Annotated in this window: 17 protein-coding genes, 3 tRNA genes and 1 pseudogene; 14 read left to right on the forward strand and 7 right to left on the reverse strand. The window is 63.0% G+C overall.

Annotated elements, in window-relative coordinates; all coding sequences use genetic code 11:
* The first annotated feature begins 26 nt into the window (after positions 1–26).
* The 5 genes from ACN9MW_RS14575 to ACN9MW_RS14595 all read left to right on the forward strand — a co-directional run bounded on the left by ACN9MW_RS14575 (position 27) and on the right by ACN9MW_RS14595 (position 4,147).
* Entirely contained in the window at positions 27–197 is a 171-nt protein-coding gene (locus ACN9MW_RS14575; RefSeq protein ID WP_426171745.1) for a hypothetical protein, read from the forward strand.
* A gap of 54 nt (positions 198–251) precedes the next feature.
* Positions 252–1,826 (forward strand): hypothetical protein, encoded by a 1,575-nt coding sequence (locus tag ACN9MW_RS14580; RefSeq protein WP_426171747.1) that lies wholly within the window; start codon positions 252–254, stop codon positions 1,824–1,826.
* Positions 1,827–1,937: 111 nt separating this feature from the next.
* Positions 1,938–2,390 (forward strand): hypothetical protein, encoded by a 453-nt coding sequence (locus tag ACN9MW_RS14585; RefSeq protein WP_426171749.1) that lies wholly within the window; start codon positions 1,938–1,940, stop codon positions 2,388–2,390.
* A 54-nt stretch (positions 2,391–2,444) separates the two neighbouring features.
* Entirely contained in the window at positions 2,445–3,743 is a 1,299-nt protein-coding gene (locus ACN9MW_RS14590; protein WP_426171750.1) for an NAD(P)/FAD-dependent oxidoreductase, read from the forward strand.
* Positions 3,740–4,147, forward strand: coding sequence for a hypothetical protein (locus ACN9MW_RS14595; RefSeq protein ID WP_426171751.1), 408 nt, complete (start codon positions 3,740–3,742; stop codon positions 4,145–4,147). Before ACN9MW_RS14590 ends, ACN9MW_RS14595 begins: the two co-directional genes overlap by 4 nt.
* Positions 4,148–4,150: 3 nt before the next feature.
* On the opposite strand, the gene ACN9MW_RS14600 is transcribed toward ACN9MW_RS14595, so the two are convergent.
* A complete protein-coding gene (locus tag ACN9MW_RS14600; protein WP_426171753.1) occupies positions 4,151–4,834 on the reverse strand; it encodes a sensor histidine kinase in 684 nt (227 codons plus the stop codon).
* 115 nt (positions 4,835–4,949) lie between these two features.
* Here ACN9MW_RS14600 and ACN9MW_RS14605 point away from each other — a divergent pair, with 115 nt between their 5' ends.
* Entirely contained in the window at positions 4,950–5,444 is a 495-nt protein-coding gene (locus ACN9MW_RS14605) for a hemerythrin domain-containing protein (protein WP_426171755.1), read from the forward strand.
* Here the strand turns inward: ACN9MW_RS14605 and ACN9MW_RS14610 are convergent, their stop codons facing one another.
* Positions 5,445–6,530: a hybrid sensor histidine kinase/response regulator gene (locus ACN9MW_RS14610; protein WP_426172199.1), complete on the reverse strand. Its 1,086-nt coding sequence runs from the start codon at positions 6,528–6,530 to the stop codon at positions 5,445–5,447.
* A 228-nt stretch (positions 6,531–6,758) separates the two neighbouring features.
* A pseudogene (locus ACN9MW_RS14615) lies at positions 6,759–7,076 on the reverse strand (response regulator); the annotation flags it as partial.
* A 123-nt stretch (positions 7,077–7,199) separates the two neighbouring features.
* Between ACN9MW_RS14615 and ACN9MW_RS14620 the strand changes: the two are divergent.
* Complete coding sequence (locus ACN9MW_RS14620) at positions 7,200–7,616, forward strand: hypothetical protein (RefSeq protein WP_426171757.1); 417 nt, start codon at positions 7,200–7,202, stop codon at positions 7,614–7,616.
* 47 nt (positions 7,617–7,663) lie between these two features.
* Here ACN9MW_RS14620 and ACN9MW_RS14625 read toward each other — a convergent pair whose 3' ends face one another.
* From ACN9MW_RS14625 to ACN9MW_RS14635, 3 genes are all read right to left on the reverse strand, one after another.
* Complete coding sequence (locus tag ACN9MW_RS14625) at positions 7,664–8,647, reverse strand: diguanylate cyclase domain-containing protein (RefSeq protein ID WP_426171758.1); 984 nt, start codon at positions 8,645–8,647, stop codon at positions 7,664–7,666.
* Positions 8,648–8,773: 126 nt separating this feature from the next.
* The gene (locus tag ACN9MW_RS14630; protein ID WP_426171760.1) at positions 8,774–11,518 is read right to left on the reverse strand and encodes an ATP-binding protein; all 2,745 of its coding nucleotides are present in this window, start codon (positions 11,516–11,518) and stop codon (positions 8,774–8,776) included.
* Positions 11,519–11,565: 47 nt separating this feature from the next.
* Positions 11,566–12,354 carry a response regulator gene (locus tag ACN9MW_RS14635; RefSeq protein ID WP_426171762.1) on the reverse strand — a complete coding sequence of 263 codons (789 nt, stop codon included), beginning with the start codon at positions 12,352–12,354 and terminating at the stop codon, positions 11,566–11,568.
* A gap of 408 nt (positions 12,355–12,762) precedes the next feature.
* Between ACN9MW_RS14635 and ACN9MW_RS14640 the strand changes: the two genes are divergently transcribed.
* The 6 genes from ACN9MW_RS14640 to ACN9MW_RS14665 all read left to right on the forward strand — a co-directional run bounded on the left by ACN9MW_RS14640 (position 12,763) and on the right by ACN9MW_RS14665 (position 15,265).
* A tRNA-Arg gene (locus tag ACN9MW_RS14640) sits at positions 12,763–12,839 on the forward strand.
* A gap of 95 nt (positions 12,840–12,934) precedes the next feature.
* Positions 12,935–13,011, forward strand: a tRNA-Arg gene (locus ACN9MW_RS14645).
* A 55-nt stretch (positions 13,012–13,066) separates the two neighbouring features.
* Positions 13,067–13,143 (forward strand) — tRNA-Arg (locus ACN9MW_RS14650).
* A 71-nt stretch (positions 13,144–13,214) separates the two neighbouring features.
* Positions 13,215–13,691, forward strand: coding sequence for a DUF3016 domain-containing protein (locus ACN9MW_RS14655; RefSeq protein ID WP_426171764.1), 477 nt, complete (start codon positions 13,215–13,217; stop codon positions 13,689–13,691).
* A gap of 70 nt (positions 13,692–13,761) precedes the next feature.
* Positions 13,762–14,139, forward strand: coding sequence for a hypothetical protein (locus ACN9MW_RS14660; RefSeq protein WP_426171766.1), 378 nt, complete (start codon positions 13,762–13,764; stop codon positions 14,137–14,139).
* Positions 14,140–14,368: 229 nt separating this feature from the next.
* Positions 14,369–15,265 carry a LysR family transcriptional regulator gene (locus ACN9MW_RS14665; protein ID WP_426171768.1) on the forward strand — a complete coding sequence of 299 codons (897 nt, stop codon included), beginning with the start codon at positions 14,369–14,371 and terminating at the stop codon, positions 15,263–15,265.
* A gap of 3 nt (positions 15,266–15,268) precedes the next feature.
* Here ACN9MW_RS14665 and ACN9MW_RS14670 read toward each other — a convergent pair whose 3' ends face one another.
* On the reverse strand, positions 15,269–15,448 hold the full coding sequence (locus ACN9MW_RS14670; protein WP_426171769.1) for a hypothetical protein: 180 nt from the start codon (positions 15,446–15,448) through the stop codon (positions 15,269–15,271).
* 114 nt (positions 15,449–15,562) lie between these two features.
* Here ACN9MW_RS14670 and ACN9MW_RS14675 point away from each other — a divergent pair, with 114 nt between their 5' ends.
* Positions 15,563–15,793: a hypothetical protein gene (locus ACN9MW_RS14675; protein WP_426171771.1), complete on the forward strand. Its 231-nt coding sequence runs from the start codon at positions 15,563–15,565 to the stop codon at positions 15,791–15,793.
* The last annotated feature ends 10 nt before the right edge of the window (positions 15,794–15,803 follow it).

Raw genomic sequence — 15,803 nt, forward strand, 5'->3', positions numbered from 1 at the left:
GACGCTTTCTGACCAAGGAGCGTAACATGTCCTCAAACAAACCCGATCCGGTGGCGCATATGTCCGATCTGGTGGAACTGAAGCAGGAACTGCTGCTGGCGATGGAGCGGCAGAAGTCCGAAATCCTGCATTGGATGGTGATACAGACTGCAGCTAATGCGGCGCTGACTGCTGCAATCGTGAAACTGTTTGGGTGATGAGCTCACTTGGTCTAGAATGCCATTAGCCTGGACTGAGCGAACGGAGTATTTGTGCAAAGCACTTATGGAGCCGCGAGCGTCACCACACCAGCCGCCCCCGCGCCGGCTGCACCCGAGCACGCTGTGCTGTTGCGTGGCCTCGACGAACATCTTTCTTCCGACCAGAGCTTCACTTCCAACCTGGCCCGCACCGTCGGCGCCATCGCCGGCACCGAAGGCGCGCTGACCCTGGCTCAATTTGCCGCCGTGACCGACCTGGCCGGCGATGGCCGCGCTTCCGCCGTCTTCACCGCCATCATGCTGAACGCGATCGAATGCGGCATTGGCGTGGACTGGGCTTTGCAGGCCCTGGCCCGTTCCAGCCCGACCGTCGCGGAACAGGCGCGCCACAAGGCCTTTAACCTGATGAAGCCGTTGTTGGCGCTGCAAGGCACCGCCGCCCGGCCGCTGGCGCAAAAGGTCGCCAAGGCCCTGCACATCAAGCTGGCGCCGGAACAGTTGTTTGGCCTGCCGCCGGAAGAAGAGCGCCGCTTGCTCAGCAACCTGGGCAACCAGGCGCGCAAGCTCGTCAAGGGCCGCGGCCTGGCCGATGCCGTGGCCGACTTCGGCCGTGCGATGGGGCACGCCGAATTGCTGAACCATGCCCGCGGCTACAACGGGGGCTTGATGAGCCAGGAAGAGCTGCATACCGCCGTCGAGCGTGCGGTGACCACCATCTGCCAGGGGATCGAGAGTTACCGTGAGCACGAGAGTTCCCCGCTGGCCTGCGAGGCCAGTGCGGCCGGCTTGCTGGCCACCGCACAGCAATTGCGCCAGCAGGTGCAGCAGCGGCTAGCCCTGGTCGATGCGCGCATCGCCTACGAGCGCCGCATGCTGAACCAGGATATCGACGACGTCGTGCATGACGCCGGCAACGCGATCGAACTGGCGCTGGCCTGCCATCCGGAAGCCAATGAACGCGCCAGCGGCGAGCAATTCGGCAAGGAAATGGAATCGCGCCTCGACCGCGTGGTGCGGCGCAAGGAAGAAGTGCTGGACTTGCTGCAGCACGACCTGTCGCTGTTCCAGTCCGACATCCGCCTGACCCAGAGCACCGTCTTTGAGCGCCAGCACCACGCCACCCTGGCGCGGCTGATGCCGCGCATGCGCGTCGGCACCCGCCTGGCGCAGTCGGTCGACACGGCAGCCAATTTCACCCTGATGGGCAGCGCCGTGGCGGCCGCCGGTACCGGTACCGCGGCTTACCTGTTCGGCGTGGCCGTGGTGCTGCCGGTAGTGGCGCCGGCAGCGCCTTTCGTTGGCGGCGCCGTGCTGCTGGCCGGCGCCTTCAAGTGGTTCGCCGATGCCGGCCGCCGCAAGCGCTCCGAAATCCAGGATCGCCGCCGCGCCTTCGAGGAAGAGCTGCGCAAGCGCTTGCAGGAAGTACAGGCCGCTTTCGGCCGCCAGCTGGACCGGATCGCTTCCAGCTTCCACGAATCGGCCACCCAGCTGCTGACGCCGCTGATGCTCGAGGCCGAAGCTGCCGGCCGCGTGCAGGCAGTCCGCAAACGTATTGCCGATAAGGTCATTTCACAGGCCCAGGGCGCAATCTCGCGCTTGCGCTCCGCCATGGCGGCCCACGCCTGAAGTGTTGCGCGAAGGCAATGTATGTGCGTTACCGTACGAAAGTCACTGTCTTGCTTTGGTACAATAACCTGCGGACAACGCACTTTTTCAACTACTTATATAATCACGACCATGAAGACCCAGCTCTTAGCCGCCGCCATGCTGGCGCTCAGCACTTCTGCTTTCGCCACCGATGTTGGCGTTTCTGTCACCGTCGGCCAGCCAGGCTTCTACGGCCGCATCGACCTTGGCAATATGGCGCCGCCACCGGTGCTGTACCCGCAGCCAGTGATCATCCAGCGCCCGGCACGCGTCATCGCCGAGCCGCTCTACCTGCGCGTCCCGCCAGGCCATGCGAAAGATTGGGCAAAACATTGCGGCAAATACAATGCTTGCGGCCGCAATGTCTACTTCGTACGCGACGAGTGGTACACCAACGAATATGCACCGCGCTATCGCGATGACCACCGTGGCGGCGGCCGCGACTATGACCGCGATGATCGCGGCGATCGCGACGACGATCGCGGCCATGGGCACGGTCACGGCAATGGCCATGGCCATGGCAAAGGCCACGGCAAGCATTAATCCGGTAGCGTAACCGGGCCTGGCCCGCTCGCTACCGACATTTGGGAGAACTGTTTGCAGAGCAAATATGTGATCGTAGGGGGAGGGGCGGGCGGCCTGGAGCTGGCCTGCAAACTGGGCCGCAAGCTGGGCCCGCAACAGGTGATGCTGGTCGATAGCCGGCTTTACCACATCTGGAAGCCTTCGCTGCACGAGGTGGCGGCCGGTACCCTGGATATCCACCAGGAAGGCCTGTCCTACCAGATGCTGGCGCACGACAACGGCTTCACCTATGTCTATGGCGCCATGACGGCGCTGGACAGCAAGAGCAGGCACATCACCGTGGCGGCCATTACCAGCGAGGGCGGCGAGACTGTCCTGCCGGAGCGCAGCATCGGCTACGAGTCGCTGACGATAGCCGTCGGCAGTACCTCCAACTATTTCGGCGTGCCTGGCGCGGCCGAAAACACCATTTCCCTTAACGCGACCGAAGATGCGGAACGCTTCCGCCTGACCCTGCTCAAGCTGCTGACGCGCGCCGCGCTGCAGAAAGGTGCGCAGCAGGGCGCTTCCGGCGTCGACGTCGTGATCATCGGCGGTGGTGCGACCGGCGTCGAGCTGGCGGCCGAATTGCGCGAAGCCAGCGGCGTCTACACCTCGTATGGCTTTGGCCACCTCGACCCGGTTCGCGACGTGCGCATCACCTTGCTGGAAGGCGCGCCGCGCATCCTGGCGCCCCTGCCTGAACGCGTGTCGAACGCTGCGCTGAAGCTGCTCAACGAACGCGGCATCAAGGTCGTCACCGATTGCCGCGTGACCGCGATTGCCGAAGACCATGTGTCGGTCGGCGAGCAGAGCTATCCATCGGATATCGTGGTGTGGGCGGCCGGCATCAAGGCGCCGGCCTTCCTGGCCTCGCTTGGCTTGCCGACTGCCAAGGGCGGCCAGATCGAAGTGACCGGCGAGCTGCAGGTCAAGGGCGTGCCCGGCGTGTATGCATTGGGCGATTGCGCGCAGTGCATCGGCGCCGATGGCAAGCCCGTGCCGCCGCGGGCCCAGGCTGCGCACCAGCAGGCGGACTACCTGCTGCAGACCTTCCTGCGCCAGGCAAAAGGCAAGGCGCCGCAAGGCAAGCCTTACGCCTACCGTGACTATGGTTCGCTGGTGTCGTTCGGCCAGTCGACCTCGGTCGGCAGCCTGATGGGATCGCTGCGCGGCTTCAGCTGGTTCGTCGAGGGCTTCTTCGCGCGCATGATGTACGTCAGCCTGCACCTCTTGCATCACCAGGCCGTGCTCGGGACCATCCGTACCGGCGTGCTGGCCGTGGCGCGTTTCCTTGTCAAACGGGCCACGCCGCTGGTCAAGCTGCATTGAGGGCGCTGCTCGCTGGCGCTGCCGCAGCGGCGTTGCTGGGCGGATGCTACAACCGCGCTAGCGAACTTGCCGAACTGACGCGCCACCATGCGACGGTGGCGGGCCGCGTGGCTGTCCTTGAATGCCATAACGATGGCCGGTGGTGGTATGACTTCGCGCTGGAAGGCAAGCGCCGCCGTGGCGCGGTGCACGAGCCGGGCGGCTGCAGCCAGCGCAAGCTGGGCGACACCATCACCGTGTACTACAACCCTGCGGCGCCGGACGTGCACCGCGCCGTCGCACCTGCGACGGCGTATCGGCAGGAACACGGCTTCCATGTGCCGGTCTGGCTCTGGTTTGGAATCGGCGCCCTGGCGCTGCCGCTCTCGGCCTGGATGGCGCTCAAGCGCGGCAGCAAGCGCTGATGCTCAGCTGGAGGGCGGCTTGGGCAGGGTGACGGTCAGCATGGCGCCCTGGTTGCCGTTGGCGGCCAGCAACAGCGAGCCGCCCAGGAAGATGGCGCGCTCGCGTATCATGCGCAAGCCGTGGTGTTCCTGCCAGTCGCCGTCCGCGACCGTGGGCGGCCGCAGGCCGATGCCGTCGTCCTTCACCACCAGGGCAATGCTGTCCTCCATATCGTCGACAATCACGTCGACCTTGCTGGCGCGTGCGTGGGTGGCCACGTTGCGCAAGCCTTCTTCCGCAGCGCGCAGCAGCACCACGCGGTGAGCGCGTGGACAGGCCGGTTCGTCGTCCGGCAGGCTGCAGTGGGCCTTCACCAGGTGTTCGGCGCCGAACTGGGCGACCAGCTCGCCCAGCGCCACCCGCAAGCCGAGAAATTCCAGCTTGTCGTTCCACAACTTGTGCTGCATGCCGCGGTTGGCTTCGATGATGTTGTGCAGCAGGTTCTTCATCTGGGCAGCGCGGTCGAGCAGGGCTGGCTCTTGCGGCAGCTTGGCCGTCAACAGGCCGAGATGCATGGTCAGGGCCGTCAGCGAAGAACCGAGGCTGTCGTGCATCTGGCGCGACAGGGCGCGCCGCTCTTCGTCCCAGCAATTGTTGACGTAACCCAGCAGCTCCCGCAGTTCGGCGGCGTCCGTGTTAGCAGACATATGTTTGGTGGTTCATGTTTATTGCCTTGATCATACATGAGGATGGTCGTGGGGTGGCGCACATACAGCCAGCAGTGCGCCTGTCAATCTGGCAGCTCACCAGAGGAGATGAAAAATGAAAGACGCCATTGCTTTGTTGAAACAGGACCATGCCAACGTCAAAGCCATGTTCAAGGAGTTCGAGGGGCTGGGCGAACGTGCCTTCACCAGCAAAAAAAAGCTGGCCGACAAGATCTGCCTGGAACTGACCAGGCACGCCACGGCGGAAGAGGAGCTCTTTTATCCGGCTGTGCGCGCGGCCTCGAAGGAGGCCGAGGACCTGGTCGACGAGGCGACAGTCGAACATTCCAGCGCCAAGGACCTGATCGCGCAGATCGGCGAAATGGACCCGCATGACGAGCTGTTCGACGCCAAGGTCAAGGTGCTGGGCGAATACATCAACCACCACGTCAAGGAAGAAGAGGGTGAGATGTTCCCGCTGGCGAAGAAGGCCGAGCTTGACCTGCAAGCCCTGGCGCGCGAGATCGAAGCGCGCAAGGAGGAAATCGAGTTCGTGCCGCCGCGCATGCCGCCAGCGCGCGGCAGCCAGGCCGGACGCGTGCGTGCCTGATCAGGAGCGCATGGTGGCCGGTGCACGTGCCAGGCATTGGTCGATGGCGCGCAAGAGCTGCTCGACGTCGACCGGCTTTACCAGGTGCATGTCGAAGCCGGCATCCATCACGCGGCGCTGGTCGTCCGCCAGGCCGTAGCCGGTCAGGGCGATCAGCCGGATGTGGTGGGTTTCCGGGTTGGCGCGCATGCGGCGCGCCACTTCATAGCCATCGATGCCGGGCAGGCCGATGTCGACCAGGGCGATGTCGGGCCGATCCGCCGCTGCCTTGGCCAGGCCCTGGAAGCCGTCGGCCGCATGCTGCACCGGATAGCCGTAGCAGCCCAGCATCATGGCCATCATTTCGCGGCCGTCGTCGTTATCCTCGACCAGCAGCACGGCTGGTTTCGGCTGTTCGCTTGTGTCCATGGGGATTGCCTTTGGTTCAGTCACATGCTCGATGCAGGGTAAGTGCAGGGTGAAGGTGCTGCCTTCGCCCGGGCCGTCGCTTTCAGCATACACATTGCCGCCATGTAGTTCCACCAGCCGCCGCACCAGCGACAGCCCGATGCCGAGGCCGCCTTGCGCACGGTCCAGCGTGCTGGCCCCTTGCACGAAGACGTCAAACACCTGGGGCAGCAGTTCGGCCGAAATCCCGACGCCGCTGTCGTGCACGCTGATCGTCACCTCGCCATCGTCCACGTCGCTAAGCAGTTCAATGCGCCCGCCGGGCGGCGTGTATTTCAGCGCGTTGTCCAGCAGGTTGCTGATGACTTGTTCAAGGCGCGTCGCGTCGCCATTGACCCAGCAGGGCGCGATGTCGACGGCCACGTGATAGTCATCAAGCCGGCCGGTGGCGCGAAAGGTTTCCAGCGTGGTCCTGAGCAGGGCCGACAGATCGAGCGGCAGGCGATTGAGCAGGATCTTGCCCGACATGGCACGACTGAGGTCAAGCAAGTCGTCCACGATACGGCCCAGGTGCCGGCTCTGGCGCTGGATGATTTTTTTCGCGTGGCTCACGCTGTCCGCGTTCACGCCCGGCAAGCCGATCAGCGAAGCGGCGCTGCTGATGGCCGACAGGGGGTTGCGCAACTCATGGCCCAGCATGGCGAGGAATTCGTCCTTGGCGTGGCTGGCGCGTTCGGCGGTCTTGCGCTCCTCGATCTCGCGCAGCAGGCGCTGGTTGCTGGCGATCAGGTCGGTGGTGCGCTGGCTCAGCTGGCGCGCCTGGCGCCGTAACTCTTCGTTCTTGGTGGCGAGCGAGACGAAGACGCTGATCTTGGCATACAGGACTTGCGGAATCACCGGCGTGAACAGGAAATCGACCGCGCCTTTCTGGTAGGCCTTCAGGCGGTCCAGTTCATCGGCCACGAAGGCAGTGATGAAGATGATGGGAATGTCCGAAGAACGCGGGCGCTGGTGGATCGCTTCCGCCGTTTCAAAGCCGTCCATGCCCGGCATGTTCACATCGAGCAGGATCACGGCGAAGTCGTGCGTGAGCACCTCGCGCAAGGCTTCCTCGCCAGAGCGTGCGGCGACGACTTCGTAGCTCTCTTGCGCTGCCCACTGCTCAAGCAGGTTGGTCAGCGCGAAGAGACTGTTGGCGTCGTCATTGACGACGAGGATCTTGGGCTTGTCCACCAGTCTGATCATAGCCGCGCCCCTTTACTGTGTCAAAAGAACACATGCCAATTGAACACGTCCTGTGTACGCACGCGCACAGTCAGGCGGCAGCCCTGCTGCCATAGTGAAAACTCGTCCAATGGAGGAGTGACCATGAATATCGACACCATCGTTGACAAAGAGTATGTGGACAAGAGTTTCCGTGAATTGGCCGATGCTCCCGTGAGCGCCTTGCGCGGCCTGAGCCCGAAAGATGCCAAGGCGCTGCATGCCGCGTTCGGCGTGAGCACCGTGCGCGAATTTGCGCAGCTCAATTTCGTGCGCTGGGCATGTGCCATTTCAATCCTGGCCGACGAAGAACAACTGGCGCCTGCCGAAAAGGCCAAGGAAGAATTGCTGGACGATGCAGTCGAAATGACTTTCCCGGCCAGCGATCCGATCTCGGTCGATGCCGGCATCACGCGCATTGAAGTGGCGCCGGAGAAAGTCGACGCACAGCAAGACCACCAGCACGCCGGCAAGGTTGAGGAGTCGACAGAGATTGGCCGCGAGGCGGAAACCACGTCGTGACGGCCTGGCGGCCTGGCCTTGCAGGCCGCCCGCATCGGCTGCCGGCATCACGCAGCCGTGACCTGCGCCTGCGCCTGCGCCTGCGGCGAAAGCGCCGCGTCGGTGTGCGCGGCCGCGCAATAGCGGTTCTTGCCGGTGCGCTTGGCTTCGTACAGCGCGGCATCGGCCACATGCATCAGGTTGTCGACCGTGCTGGCATCGTCAGGGTAGAGCGCGATGCCGAGGCTGGTCGATAGCTGCAGCGTCAGGCCATTCACCATATAAGGCTGGGCCACCACCTCGATCAGCTTGCTGGCCGGCTCTTGCGCATCGGCCAGGGTGCCGACATCGCCCAGCACGATCACGAATTCATCACCGCCGATGCGCGCCACCGTATCTTCCTTGCGCGCGGAGTTGACCAGGCGCTGCGCTACCTGTTTGAGGATTTCATCGCCATAGGCGTGGCCATGGGTATCGTTGACGGCCTTGAAGCCGTCGAGGTCGAGGTACATGACCGCGGCGCGGCGTTGCTGGCGCGCGGCGTGTTGCAGGGCGGTAGCAATGCGGTCTTCCAGCAAGCGGCGATTGGGCAGGCCGGTCAGCGGGTCGTGCAGCGCCAGTTCCTGCTGTTGCTTGCTGTAGGAGGCGAGCTCCTTGTACAGCAGGCGCACTTCCAGCATGTTGTGGATGCGCTTGTGCACTTCGAGCAGGTCAAAGGGCTTGCTGATGAAGTCGCGGGCGCCGGCCTCCAGCGCCGCGATCTTGAAGCTGGGCTGGGCCGTCAGGGCCAGCACCGGGAGGTAGCCCTCCTGCTCGATTTCCTTCAGGCCTTTCATGACCTGGAAACCATTCAGTTCCGGCATTTGCAGGTCAAGCAAGATCAGATCGTAACGATGCTGGCGGTGCAGGGGGCAAACCTGCTCCGGCAACATGGTGGCCGTCACATTGGTGTAACCGGCATCGCGCAGGATCTCCAACATCAGGTCGATGTTGTCGGCGCAATCGTCAACTACCAAGATCTTGGCATTCAGGATCTCATCAGGGCTTGGCATGGCGGTCTCGGGAACTGGACTCTCAGTGTATCTTGCGACAGTTTGCCGCGGCGCACGTGTCATTAACCAGTCTAGCAAAGATTTCGCCAGTTTCTTGTAGGACATTTTCCCGTGCTCGGGTAGTCCTCAACCACTCTTGCTGGCATGGCAGACGCGCTCAATAGTGGCTACCAGTTCAGAAGGTTCTATGGGTTTGGGCACATGGTCGAGGAAGCCTGATTCGAGCGCAGTGAGGCGGTCTTCCGGCCGGGCGAAGGCGGTGAGGGCGATGGCGGGCAGGGCGCCGCCGCGGGCGGGGCCGAGCGCGCGAATGCGTGACAACAATTCAAATCCGTCCACATCGGGCATGCCGATGTCGCTGACCAGCAAGTCATAGCGGCTGGCGCGGGCCAGGGCAACGGCTTCGGCGGCATTGGCCGCTGGCTGCACTTCGCAGTTGCAATCGCGCAATATCCGGCTGATCAATTCGCGCGCATCGGCTTCGTCGTCCACCAGCAACACTTTCAGGCCGCCCAGGTCGCGCAAGCCCAGGTCGGGCAGGGGTACGCTCTCGCTGCGCGGCGGGCTGTGCATGCGCGCGGCGCGGATCTCGCCGCTGGCCAGCGGCAGCCGCACGCTGAAGCTGGAGCCCATGCCTTCGCCTTCGCTGGCTGCCGAGACCGTGCCGCCGTGCTGCTCCACCAGGTGCTTGACGATGGACAGGCCCAGCCCGAGCCCGCCGTGCCGCCGCGTGGTCGAGGCGTCGGCCTGGCGGAAACGCTCGAAGACATAGGGCAGGAATTCGTGGCGGATGCCCAGGCCGTTGTCGGTGACCGTGATGTCGACGTGGCCTTCATGCGCCCAGATCGAAGCGCGCACCGTGCCGCCGCGCGGCGTGAACTTGAGCGCGTTGGTGAGCAGGTTCCATACCACCTGCTGCAGGCGGTTGGCGTCGCCCGCCACGTGGCCGGTGGAGGAGAAGTCGCGTTCCAAGCGGATGCCCTTGGCTTCGGCGGCCGGGCGCACCGCATCCAGCGCGGCATCGACCACTACGGAAGGCAGCAGCAGCTTCATGTCCAGCAGGACTTTGCCGGAAGTGATGCGGCCCATGTCCAGCAAGTCCTCGATCAGCTGGGCCTGGGCGCGTGCGTTGCGCTCGATGGTTTCCAGGCCGCGCAACTGTTCTTCCGGCGTGCGGTTGCCGCGCCGCAGAACCTGCGCCCAGCCGAGGATGGCGGTCAGCGGCGTGCGCAGTTCGTGCGACAGCGTGGCCAGGAATTCGTCCTTCATCTGGCTGCTGCGCTCGGCTTCGGCGCGCGCGTTGCGTTCGCGGTCCAGCAGCACCTTGCGTTCTTCGGCGGCGCGCTGGGCGGCGTCGACCATGCGCGCATTGTCGATCGCGATGCCGGCCTGCGCGGCCACGCCGCTGACGATGCGCTCGGTGCGCTCGTTGAACATATTCGGTTCGGGGTGGCCGAAAAACAGCGTGCCGACCACTTCGCCGGCGCGGGCCAGCACCGGCACGGCCAGGCCGCTGCGCACTTGCGGATGCGGCAGTCCCTGGAAGTCGTCCGGCGGAGCGCCCGACAGCGTGTGCATGGCCTGCTTGGCGTCGTCGCCATCGGCGCCATGGTAGAAGAAGGCGCCAAAGCGCGCGCCGGAAATGCTGGTGGCGGCATCGGTGACATCCTGCAACAGCGAATGCAGGTCGCGGTTCTGCACCAGGGCGGTGCCGGTGCTGTTCAGCAGCTCCAGGATATTGGTTTCATCGCGCAGCTGCTCCTGCACCCGCTTGACCTGGTCGACGTCGGTGCTGGTGCCGAACCAGCGCAGGATGCGGCCGCTGGCGTCGCGCATGGGGTTGGCGCGCGTCAGGAACCAGCGGTACTGGCCATCGCGCGCGCGGATCGGGAATTCCATTTCGAAAGGGCGGCCGGTTTCCACCGAGAGGCGCCAGTGCGCCAGCATGGCGGGGATGGCTTCCGGCGCATACACCTGGCGCCAGCCATCGCCCAGCATGTGCTGGTCGTCCGTGCCGGTGTATTCCTGCCAGCGCTCGTTGTACCACATCATGGCGCCATCGCTGCTGGCGATCCAGGCCAGTTGCGGAATGCTGTTGGCCAGCGCTCGCAATTCCTCTTCGCTGTTGCGCAGGGCGTCTTCGGTGGACTTGCGCGCCGTGATGTCCTGCATCATGCCGATCACGCCGCGCAGCTGGCCATCTTCGCTGAAATCGCCATGGCCGATCACGGACAGCCAGCAGGTCGCGCCATCGCGGTGGCGGATGCGGCATTCGACATTGAAATCGCGCCGCGCCTGGACGGCATCGGTGAAGGCCTGTTCGACCACCTCGAAATCCTGCGCTGCAATGCGGTCGCGCAGCACCGGCCAGGTAATCGGGATCTCGGCTGGCAGCTCGAAGATTTCCGCCGCGCGGCGGCCCAGGCGCACCAGGTTGGTGGCGGCATTCCATTCCCAGTCGCCGAGGCGGCCGGCGGCCAGCGCCACTTGCAGGCGGTTGGTGCTTTCGCGCAGGCCGCGTTCGTGCAGCTTGCGCTGGTGGATGTCGAGCAGCAGGCAGGTCATGCCCAGCGGCGATGGCCAGGCGCGTACTTCCAGCCAGCGCTGGCTGGGCTGGTAAAGCAGTTCGCAGGTGGCGGGCAAGCCCTGTTCGAGGGTGCGGCGCAGCGGCGCCTCCAGCGCGCCGCCAGCCAGGGCAGGAAAGGCGCGCCACAAAAGCTGGCCGCGCGGATCGTGCAGCACGGGAACCTGCGGCTGCAGCATGTCGGCCGCTTTCGGGTTCAGGTATTGGACGGTCCAGTCCCTGGCAATGACGGCAAAGCCGTCACCCATGCTATCCAGTACGTTGTGCGTGCGGGGATCGGGACTCATAACGTTCGATTGTAGCCTTGACAAGCAACTTGCCGACGCACTATTGCTTAGTGCAAACCTTGCAATACCTGCTGGAGCTGCTCGATGTCATACGGCTTCTGCATCGATACGGCGGGGAAGTCAAGGTGGCTGGTCAAAGACTGGCTGTAGCCGGACGCAAAGATGATGCGCAGGCGTGGCTGGCGCTTGAGGGCGGTGCGGCCCAGTTCGACGCCGCTCATGCCGGGCAGGCTGACGTCGCTGAACAGTACGTCATACTCCCGCTCGGCCAGCAGTTCGAGCGCGGCTTCGCCGTTGGCTGCTGCGCTGACCTCATGGCCGAAGGCGCGCAGCATTTCGCACACGAGGTATTGGGCGTCCTGGTTATCTTCCACCACCAGGATGCGCAAGTGGCCGTCATTGGCAGCGGCGGCGGGCAAGGGCGCAGCGCTGGCCGGGGCCAGCGTGCACAAAATGCCGACAACCGCGCCATCGGCTTCGCGCACGGGGGTGTAATGCAGGTCGAAGCTTGCTTCGGCCATGCGGCCGTCGCGCCACAGCTTGAGCGGCTGGCGCGGAAAGACCAGGCTTTGCCCGGCCCAGGCTTGTTCGATCGCCGGCGGGTTCCAGCTCCAGGCCGAAGGTGGCACGGCAGGGACGGTGCCGCCGGGCGGCACTGCGCTGGCGGTGCCGACATTGCTGGCGTAGGCCTGGTTGTAGAGCATGACTTGCCGGCGGCTCCACATCAGCAGCATCGGCAGCGGCGTATTGAGCATGATGTCCAGCACCAGGCGCAAGGCCTGGGGCCAGGTCTCCTGCGGGCCGAGGTCGGCGCGCGACCAGTCCTGGGTTGCCATGCTTTCACCTGCGATTTGCGCCATGTTGTATCAGTGCCGGGATGTCAATATGGGCAATGCTACACCAAGGACGACAAAAAAAAAGGCCCGCTATCTGCGGGCCCGAATTCTATTTTCTTGGAGGAGAATAGAGGAGACAGGTGAATGATGCTGCATCGCGGAATAAAGATCCAATTTCGATTCATGATGAGAGAAATAAGTTTCATGAATGAAGTAATAATGTCTGGAAGGCAATAAAAGAAAATGTTTCGCGAGACTGGACAAGCGGGAAACACCCACATATAATGCTGCCTCCTTGCACAGGATACTGCGCAGGAAAGAGCCGGAAACGCTGGTTTCGCCTTGGAAAGTTGAGTAGAACGTAAGCTTTCCAAAACGAAATTCATGCGATATAATCCTGCTTCTTAAGCGGCTGTAGCTCAGCTGGATAGAGTACTTGGCTACGAACCAAGGGGTCGTGGGTTCGATTCCTGCCAGCCGCGCCAGAATTTGTTGTAGAAGTTTGTGCCCTTTGCTGTCGAGCGAAGGGAGTAGCAGGAAGTTGGTAGTATGCATAACTGACTGTTATAATTTAGTTTTTGCGGCTGTAGCTCAGCTGGATAGAGTACTTGGCTACGAACCAAGGGGTCGTGGGTTCGATTCCTGCCAGCCGCGCCAGATTTTGTAAGTGTTGTACCCGCCGCTGTCGAGTGGCGAGGAAAAAGCAGTTTTTGCGGCTGTAGCTCAGCTGGATAGAGTACTTGGCTACGAACCAAGGGGTCGTGGGTTCGATTCCTGCCAGCCGCGCCAAATTGAAAGGGTCCATACCGGGAGGTGTGGACCCTTTTTCCTTTTTGCCGTTTGCGGCATATACTTCAGGCATGAACCAGCTCACTCATGCCACCGGCGCCGCCGTCCTGCTGCTCGCTTCGGCCAGCGCCTTTGCCGCCGCCACCGTCAGTTTTGTCGATATCGGCAAGATGACCGACGTGCCGCACGACTTCCAGAAGCGCGAAGACATGCAGTTCCTGTTCCGCGAACACCTCGCGCAGCTGTCGGAAAAACTGCCGGCAGGGCAGGTGCTGAAAGTCGATTTTCTCGACATCGACCTGGCCGGCGATGAATTTCCCCGCGTCGCCGTGCGCGACATCCGGGTACTGAAAGGCCAGGCCGACTGGCCGCGCATGCACCTGCGCTACAGCATCGAGCAGGATGGCAAGGTCATCAGCAGTGGCGAAAGCAAGCTGTCCGACCCCGGCTACCTGATGGGCACAAACAGCTACAACCGCGACCTGTACGGCCACGAAAAGCAAATGCTCGACGATTGGTTCCGGAAGGAAGTCCTCAAGCAGCGCTGACCTTCGTCAAATCCGCTCCGCCATTCCGCGCGCAGAATCGTACTTGTGCTTGCTTGACGGAGAATGAGCCATGCCCAAAGATGAAAGTATGGACGTGCGGATTGCAGTGCTCGAATCGAAGGTCGACGATTTGCTAGGCAAAGTGGCAGAGTTGCAGCAGGCGATGGCAACCAGATCGGACATTGCCAGCTTGCAGCGGCAGCTTGATGGCTTGCAGCGGCAGCTTGATGGCTTGCAGCGACAACTCGATAACTTGCGAAGCGAGTCTGAGCGCACTCGCGTCGAATTCGAGGCGCGCATCGAGCAGCGTTTTGAGTCGGCCTTCAAACATTTTGCCACCAAAGCCGAAGTGCGCAAGGAACTGCTTACTTTTGCCCTTGGCATCGTCACGGTGCAAACCGCGATCAATGCGGCGATGATCTCAGCGGTGGTGCAATTCCTGCGCTAATTTGCAGGAATTGCGGCGGGCACGTTATGCGGCAGGTCAGCAGGGCAATCCTCCCGCCCTGAAAACCAGGCCAGCCAGCAGCTTGCACAGTTCATCAAAAAGGTTGGGTTCCTTGTTGTTCATTTGCGTTTCCTTTCTACTAAAGGTCTAAGTAAGCGCATTGTGAACTGTTTCATTGTTGGGATAAATGCTTATAATTGAATTGAGTATCCCAAAAATGGAGCAATGAATGGATAGGCTGCACCATATGCGCCTTTTCGTCGAGGTCGCCAAGCGCAAGAGTTTCCGCGCCGCGGCCGAGGCGCTGGACATGTCGAATTCCACCCTGTCGCGCAATATCGCGGAACTGGAAAAGTCCATCGGGCTGCGCCTGCTGCACCGCTCGACGCGCAAGGTGGAACTGACCGAGGCCGGCGAAGCCTATTTCAAGCGCTGCCAGGGCATCGTGGAAGAAGCCATGAGCGCCCACGAGGCGCTGCTGGACTGGTCGGAAAAGCCCGCCGGCATCCTGCGCGTGACCATGACTTCCAGTTTCGGCGTCGGCTACCTGGCGCCGGTGCTGACGGAATTCGCCGACATGTACCCCGACATCAAGATGGAGTTCGATATTTCATCGCGCACCGTGGACCTGCAGTCGGAACCTTTTGACGTGGCGATCCGCATGGGCCAGCCGCCGACCGCGCCTTCGACGCTGGTGGTGCGGCGCATTGCGATGATGCCGCGCTACCTGTACGCTTCACCGGTCTACCTGGCCAGGATGCCGCCGCTGGAACACGCCTGCGACCTGGTGCAGCACACCATGTGCGGCCGCTCCTTCTCCAGCCGGCTGCCCGATATCTGGCGCAAGCTGTATCGCGGCGAGGAAGTGGTGGAGGTGATGGCACACTCGCGCTACGCCACCAATAGCGCGGCGCTCAGCATGTCGTTTGCGGCCAATGGCCTGTGCATTTCGGCGCTGGACCCGCTGCTGGCGAAGCAGGAAGTGCAGGCCGGCCGCCTGCAGCGCGTGCTGCCGGACTGGCATATGGAGCCGATCATGGTGCATGCGTTGACAGAAACGCGCCACCTGCCGGCGCGCACGCGGCTGTTCATCGACTTCCTGCGCCAGCGCCTGGGGGCGGGTTAGCATTCAGCCGCCGCCGATCCCTTCGATAATGCGTCCGCTGCCGCCGCAGTTGGGGCATTGCTTGCCGTCCGGCGTCTTGCCGGAGCCGCTGCAGACGGGGCAGATGCCTTCACCGCTGCCGGGTGTTCCCGGCGCCGCTTCGTCGCCGGGATTGAGGGGCTGCTGGGTGGCTGCTTGGTTCATGGCTGCGATCCTCCTCGCTGCAGACTGCCATGTGCAACAGATTTCGTCTGTTGCTTGGCTAACGGAGCGCAATCGGCATTACAATGCCTGCATCACCCGACTGGAGAATGCGCCATGGCCACGCTGATCCGACACCGAAAGACCCGCATCATCACGCTTGATGCCGGCGATGACTTGCACGAGCATTGCAAACCAAAGGACATTGCCCTGGTTCCCGACCCGGCGGGATGGTGGACCTACTTCATCGGCGAGGACGGCTCGGTCGAACGCTACGACATCCCCTTCGCTACCTACAACGAGGCGCTGTGGTCGGCCAAGGCTGCCGCAGAATTCGACGCGCAATAAGCCCGAGAAC

Source organism: Pseudoduganella sp. R-34 (genome assembly GCF_049904655.1).
Lineage (GTDB): Bacteria > Pseudomonadota > Gammaproteobacteria > Burkholderiales > Burkholderiaceae_D > Rugamonas.